Source organism: Nocardia acididurans (genome assembly GCF_016741815.1).
Lineage (GTDB): Bacteria > Actinomycetota > Actinomycetes > Mycobacteriales > Mycobacteriaceae > Nocardia > Nocardia acididurans.
In genome coordinates, this window is record NZ_JAERRJ010000011.1 from 352,802 (window position 1) to 359,753 (window position 6,952).

At 61.1% G+C, this 6,952-nt stretch carries 4 protein-coding genes and 1 pseudogene; all 5 read right to left on the bottom strand.

Annotated elements, in window-relative coordinates; genetic code table 11:
- Positions 1-73 precede the first annotated feature (73 nt).
- Positions 74-1,088: pseudogene (locus JK358_RS28585) on the bottom strand (SDR family oxidoreductase).
- Positions 1,089-1,308: 220 nt separating this feature from the next.
- Complete coding sequence (locus JK358_RS28590) at positions 1,309-3,066, bottom strand: alpha-(1->6)-mannopyranosyltransferase A (RefSeq protein ID WP_443677911.1); 1,758 nt, start codon at positions 3,064-3,066, stop codon at positions 1,309-1,311.
- Between the two features lie 762 nt (positions 3,067-3,828).
- The gene (locus JK358_RS28595; protein ID WP_201953558.1) at positions 3,829-4,122 is read right to left on the bottom strand and encodes a hypothetical protein; all 294 of its coding nucleotides are present in this window, start codon (positions 4,120-4,122) and stop codon (positions 3,829-3,831) included.
- Between the two features lie 203 nt (positions 4,123-4,325).
- A complete protein-coding gene (locus JK358_RS28600; RefSeq protein WP_201953560.1) occupies positions 4,326-5,264 on the bottom strand; it encodes a GHMP family kinase ATP-binding protein in 939 nt (312 codons plus the stop codon).
- A gap of 28 nt (positions 5,265-5,292) precedes the next feature.
- Positions 5,293-6,270 (bottom strand): PLP-dependent cysteine synthase family protein, encoded by a 978-nt coding sequence (locus JK358_RS28605; RefSeq protein ID WP_201953563.1) that lies wholly within the window; start codon positions 6,268-6,270, stop codon positions 5,293-5,295.
- Positions 6,271-6,952 lie beyond the last annotated feature (682 nt).

Sequence of the window (6,952 nt, forward strand, 5' to 3'; positions counted from 1 at the left end):
CAGAAGGGACTCGAACCCCGAGCCTGCTGATCGAGAGTTCCTGTCAAAGTGCAGCTGGTCCCCCGAACTCCGGCTACTTGGTGCCGATCACATCCAGCAGGCCGATCGCTGCCAGGTCGTCGGTATACCGGCGAATCAGGGCTGCCGAAAGGCGGGGGATGTCGTGATCGGAGCCGACAGCGGCCGCGCGGACAGCCGCACGGAATTCGTCCGCGGGCACCGTCGATCCCCGGCGGGCCTCACCGGGGTGTCGGAAACCGTGCAGCAGGGGCAGTAGCGAGTTCCGTCGGTGCGGCTCGGCTAGCGCACGCAGCGCGGTACCCCACGCGGGCGAACCATTCGTCGTAGTCGATCCGCTGGATGTGGTGACCGGACTCGATGAGCCAGTCGACGAAGGTGTCGAGCGAGATGTCGTCATCGTGCGGGTTGACCGCGTTGAAGGTCCGGAAGCCGGAGCTGGATTCGAGGCCGATCTCGGTGATCGCGGTAGCCACGAAATCGACCGGAAGACCGTCGTAATGTGCTCGCTGCCTTCGATTCTGGTCATCTGTGCGGTAGAAGGAATGCGGCGCGATGCCGGTGAGGACCAGGCTCAGCATCAAGCGGGTGAACATGTCGGAGACATTGAGGCGCCCGGCGTATTCCCGGTGCGCCAGAATGAAATCCGACCGGAAGACGGTGACGGGCAGGCCGTGGCGGTCGTGTGCTTCACGGAGCAGTACCTCGCCGGCCCACTTGCTGTTGCCGTAGCCGCCGGCATAGCTGTCGTCCACCGCGCGCACCAGGGTGAGTCCGAGCACGTCGGCTACGTCGGCGACGGTGGCGATTCTGGTCGAGCCGCTGCCGTACTCGGTCTCGCGTACGGTGCGAGTGGAGGTGTCCGCCAATTCCGCCCACTGCTCCTGTGTCAGCCGATGACGGCGGCGTGCTGCGCGAATGGCATCCCCGATACTCGACGGCGCGGGAACCTGGACCGGTAGAACGAATGTGGCCCTTGACCAGGAAGTCTGGTCAAGGGCCACATTGTTGTGCGCCATCAGGGACTTTGTCACACTTTGTCCGCCTACAGACTGGCTGTAGGGGTTCATGCGCTAGACGTTAGCCCTCGGATGCCAGGCCGGTCAAGCGCATACGATCTCGCTGGTTCGTATTCGGCTAACCGTGCCCGGTCACGGCGCACGAAACCTCAATCAAACGTAGTTGGCGCGCGGTGTAGTACTGATGTGACGCGGACCAGCGACCCGCGTTTATCCAGAACTCCCAGAATCCTCAGGAGAATGAGACGGATCGGGATCTGAGCACGCCGTTCTAGGCCAGAGGATCGGCATAGGGATTGTGGGCAACGGGAGCTGAATCTTCCACTCCCAGCACGGTAGCGGATGTGGAGATCGCCATTTCCGGGGTCGTGGTTGTCGTTGGATCGATGGCAGCTGCTGGAGTTGAGCGCAGGTGCAGCGGGTCGACGGTACGCAGCGAGAGCGCCGCGACCAATGCCACAAAGGTGGCGACGGCCACGTGCCAGACGTTGTACAGGCCGTGGTTCCCGTCCGGGTTGAAGATGAGCATCAACCAGGTACACAACCCCACCAGCACCATCAGGGTGGTGGTGGAAAGCGCGAAGCCGGCGGCCAGCGCTAGCGGCCACGAGTAGTACCAGGGCAGCGCGGCCGGGGAAAGGATGACGATGCCAACGAAGGCGATCACAATACCCAGTACCGCCTCACGTTCGCTGTGCCGGAACCGCCACCAGGTCCAGACCAGCACAGCGGCCAGCACCAGCATGCACAGTGCTCTGATCGGGTCGAGCAGCTTGTCGGGATTCAGAGGCGTCACCCAGGCGATGACATCCCGGACGAGCGTCGGCAACGAGAGCCATTGGATGATCTTCTTCGACCCCGACAATGCGGTCAGCCAGCCAATGCCAACACCGGCAATCACCGACGCGGTCGCGAAGACCGCTGCGAATACGCCCAGGCCCAGCCCGCCGATCTTGGCGAACATCATCGCGGGATGCGGCATGTCTTCGGTTCGTTCTGCGGCATCATGTGGCCGTTCGTTCTGCGGCAGGTTCTCCGGATCGCTCCCGGCCCGCTTCGCAGCTCGCTTCTCCCGCTCGTGCAGCATCCAGATCCACACCAGGAACGGCAGCGCGACACCCGCGGTCGCCTTGATGGCGACACCGATCGAGAGCACCACGACGCCCGCCACGTGATGGCGCTCCAACACCAGCGCGACGGCCGCACACATCAGGCCGACCATCAGCATCTCATTGTGCACACCACCGAAAAGGTGGATCAGCACCAGAGGGTTGAGCACCGCAAGCCAAAGCGCGACTGTGGGCTTGCCGCCGAGGTGCTTCGTCAAATAGGGCACCGCCCACATCATCAGCGCGAGGCCGGGCACCATCACCAGCCGCATCGCGATAGTGCCCGCGATGACGCTGTCACCAGTGATGCTGGTGACAGCGCGGCCGAGCAGTAGGAAGATCGGACCGTAAGGGGCGGTGGTGTTAGTCCAGACCAGGCTGACGTTGTCCAGCAGCACGCCGGGATTGGCGACCGGGCCCACCACATACGGATCGAAGCCATCGCGCAGCAGCGCGCCCTGGGCCAGGTAGGAGTAGACGTCACGGCTGAACATTGGCACCGCGAAAAGCAGCGGGAAGCTCCAAAGACCGACAACGGCGCGCAATTCGTTCAACGTCACCCCGGCACCAGGCCGGTCGGCGGTCCCGATCGTGGCGCGGCCCAGACGAACCCACGAGACGATCATCAGCAACATGCCGATCCAGATGACGATCGTGGATAGCGCGTAGCCGTGGCCAAATCGCATCCAGGACAGATGCAGGGCCTCCATCAGCGGGTCGTGCACGCGGGTGGCACCTGCACCGAAGCCGCCGAATGTAATCATGATCGCGCCGAGGAAACCCGATAATGCCTGGTGGCCCTCGGGGCTACGGGCGAAGTCGGCGGAGGTGCGGATCCAGTCGCGGAATCTGGAACGGGGCGCACGGGCAACAACGGGGGCAGAGTTGCGGTCCGCCGCACTCCGGGGTGATGGGGCCATCAAATCATTCATCTTAGGTGCGGCAACAACGTGAGTTTCGGGGTCTGCCATGTGTTTTCGGTCCCCCCGGAATGGTTGGCGGTCACAACCGCGAGCGAAAGGTCAACGGTTACCTTACCGCTTTGCTACGGCACCTCATCCGGCCGGTGCTTGCCGTTTCGGCTTGCGCGGCCGAAACGCCGGGCACGCGGTTAGCCGCCAGTTTCTCTAACAGCATGGCCGTGGGCAGGCCAACGTCCCTGGGTGGTGACGAAATTGACGATGTCCACTGTTCCGACGATCGGGCGCAGTTCTATCTAGGCAACGGTCATGCCGTTGGACGGACTGGCTGGTTGATCGCCCAGTGATCATGTCCGCCAGGTGGTCGGGTCTGGTACTCCAGCATTGCTTCGTGATGCGAATTGCTGTCGGCGCTGGTAGTGGGCTTTCGCGCTCAGTATTGTCGGCGGTGTCACCAGACCGTCCGCTGCCAGATCCTTTCGGTCTTGGCGGTCTGAAAACAGTCCACCACAGCCCAGCGCGATCCGCCACGCGGATCAATTCGTCGTCGATGGTGTGGGTGGGCGCGCAGTATGGGTAGTGGGCGATCTCCAACTCGCCCTTGGGGTTCGGTGCTAGGCGCGCCACGTTACTAGCCAACGGTCCGCGCCCGCGGCGGTGGTGTCGAGGCAGGTTGGCAGCGAGGCCACTGGCGGTGGTGCCCTCCAGCCACGTATCCGATGCGGCAGTCCCGTCCTTGGGTCAGGACCGGAACTTGGAGTCCTAGTCGTGTCCTTTGGTGTAGGCGCAGGACATTGTCAGCCGGCAGTCCTCGATCCGCCCAGACGTGCCGGATTTGTCGTTGTATCCCGGCGGATTTCGTACTTTTTTAGGAACCTGTTCGTCCACGACCAGCACGCTGTCCGGTCGCCCAGATACTTCACGGCGCGGAATATCGTCGCCCACGCCATCGACATCCCAGGCCGCGGCGTTGAGTAGCCGCTGAATTCCTTTCGAGGTGGCCTCGCCGACAGCTTCGACCAGAGTCCAGCCGTTCATGCCCGCCAACGGCGTCAACAGCCTCCCTACATACACCCGCGCCTGACGGCGCGGCTCCGTACGACAGAACCGGCCGCCACCTGACCAAACAGCTCATCCAATCCGGCTACCCACGCCGTTCTCATCGATCGGCACAAGCCTCGCACAGTACTGCTGACCCGACCAGCCTCAGCAGGATCGACGAAACTAAACATCACGAAGTGATGCTGGAGTACTAGACCCTATTGGGTCTCGGTCCAGGTGGTGACTTCGAGCCCCAGCTCACGAATACGCGACTCGCAGCGCTGCGCATTCTCCAAACCTCCAGGACGAGCCGGGTCGAAGATCAGGCCAGCCACCGTGCCGCTGTGCGCGACTTGTACCCCGCACCCTTCGTATGAAGCGCACAACTGCAGCAACAGTCGAAGTGTTGGCTTGGGTAGATACCGCTGGTTGATCAGGGCGCTCGTGGTAGCTACCTGACCAAGCAGTCGGACGTTGCCCGTTGTCACCGCCCGGCGGAGAGCAGCACGCAGTACCTCGAAGATCCGCACCTCGCTCTCTGTGTACTCGGCGGGACGAAGTCGGTTGGTATTCACCGAGTCTCGGTCTGGATCAGCTAAACACCCGACGATGATCATCTTCGGCAACCGTCGGCCAAACGTCTCCAGGGTGATGCCCTCGCGGTGGGCGAACAGCACGACCCGATCCTCAATCATGGTTGAGTCGGAAGCAAGTTCAGCCTCCACGGCAAGCCTGCCCAGCACGGTCGGCGACGGGCGGATCCCGTAATAGTCTGCTACTGCTCTAATAGTCGCAGTGACGTCGCTGGTGGACGAGCCCATCCCGATGCCTTTCGGCAGATCACTCCTGAGCTCAATCCGGCCCCCCACCACTGCACCAGAATGGCCACCGAAGGCCTGCACGGCCAGCTTCGCGGCAGCCCGAACCTTGACCAATTCAGGTTCGGTGATCACGTCACTGCTGCTGTGGTCTGGATGGAAGGTCGCATGGCTCCCTCTATCGGGCAACAAAACGGTCACAAGGGCACGGCGTCGCCGACCGGTTTTGTCATAGAAAATGCCTTGTAGCAGCTCCCCGTGGTGCCCCGGAGCGTATCCACAGCCGATTCGATTTTCGGACTCACTGTTAGGCGCGCATTCGTCGATACTGCGAGTCAAAGTTACAGCCTGATCGCACTGCGGTCGCTCAGATGACCTCATGGCGGACTTTGCTCGCCAAGGCTGCGATGTTCTTCCACCCATTGTCACCGGATAGCAAGACCACGTCGCCTTTCAAACTGAACTGCTCGATCGCACGATAAGCAGCCGAAACTACAGCGCTGGTTTGCAAGCCAACAAAAAGGCCCGCCGCTGGCAGTGCTTGTGCGATAGCAACCGCGTCACGCTCGGCGACTCGTATTGTTGTATCAAAGATCTTGTGCTCATAACCCTCTGCAATGAATGGAGTTCGGTAGTCGCCGTCGATCAGGGCCGCAGTCCCGGGGATCCGAGTGCCGCTTTCGGCCTCTACTGCGATAACTGCAACATCTTCTCGAATTCCCTTGATGTACCGTCCCACGCCGAGCAGAGTGCCTCCAGATCCGATAGAACCGATAACTGCGGATACATTAGGAACTTGCGCGAGAATCTCTGGACCGGTCGTATCGTGGTGTATCTGAGGATTCACCGAATTATGCAACTGATCTAGGAAGTAATATTTTTCCGGATTTGCCTGAGCTTCAGCGCGGCAGAAATTGTTTCCCTCGATCGTAAACGTGCCGATGGTGTCTAGCTCCGCGCCGAAGTACTCGATAAAGAACCGCTTCTCTGGAGTCAGTTTGCTGGAGCTGACAATACGCACCTGCGAGCCCAGCGTGCGACCGAAATAAGCTATGCTGCATCCCATACTTCCACTGGAGGCATCCAAGATTACCTTCGACTCGCACCAGCTTGGATCGTCCACCATTTTTCGCAACATCGCTACACATGCACGGTCTTTGACGCTGCCGGTCGGATTATTGCCCTCGAGTTTCACGAAGAGGCGGGCGCCGAGCCGATCGGCGGTCTCCAGCTCGACCACGGGCGTATTACCGACACCCGTCGCCAGTGATTCGAATCGCAGTAGCGATCCGCTACCGCTCAATGCTGCTGCGCCGCTTGTGATTACGTCTAGTCGCTCGTCCACCGATCACCCTTCATGCATGAGCTCCCCGCCATTCATCAGAATCGATGGTGCAGCTCCCCGTAGTGAGAGATGTTCTGCGCCGCGACAGTTCAGGTTGTGGCCTGAGCGCTGCGGTCGAGAACGCCTTCCTGGACAGAGAGTACGGACTTGCACCCGCCATCGCAATCGAGCAGGTGCGCGTTCGCATTGATTCGACTGTGGCCTTATCTGCGACATCTCCGATCGAACAAATTGGCCCTGAATGACCTTGCGGCGCACCGGCTCCGTGGTGGCTGTGATACAGCCGACGATGACACACGAGTGGGCGTCAATTCGAAGGTGATATGCGGTCGACGAGTCGGTGAAATCGACAACCCGCTCGCGCCAATCACTGCGGCTCATCGCGCAGCCCGCCGGGCCGAACAGCTGCTTGACTTGAGCAAACAGCTGTTCGGCCGATGTCTCAGTCATCGGTCTTCCTGACGAGCCAGCAGGTTCGACTAATTGGACCAAGACAAGAGCCACCGTTATCGTGATACTCCCATCCGGGGTACAGAACAGCACATACTACCGTGAGTATCTCTTGAGCTCCGGTCGTCTACGCCTGATGCTTCCTGTTCTTGCGGTGACAACTTCTGCCAGCTGCGCAATTGTGGGAGTTCGGAATACGGTGCCGAGGTCGACATCGAGGGTGAGTATGTCG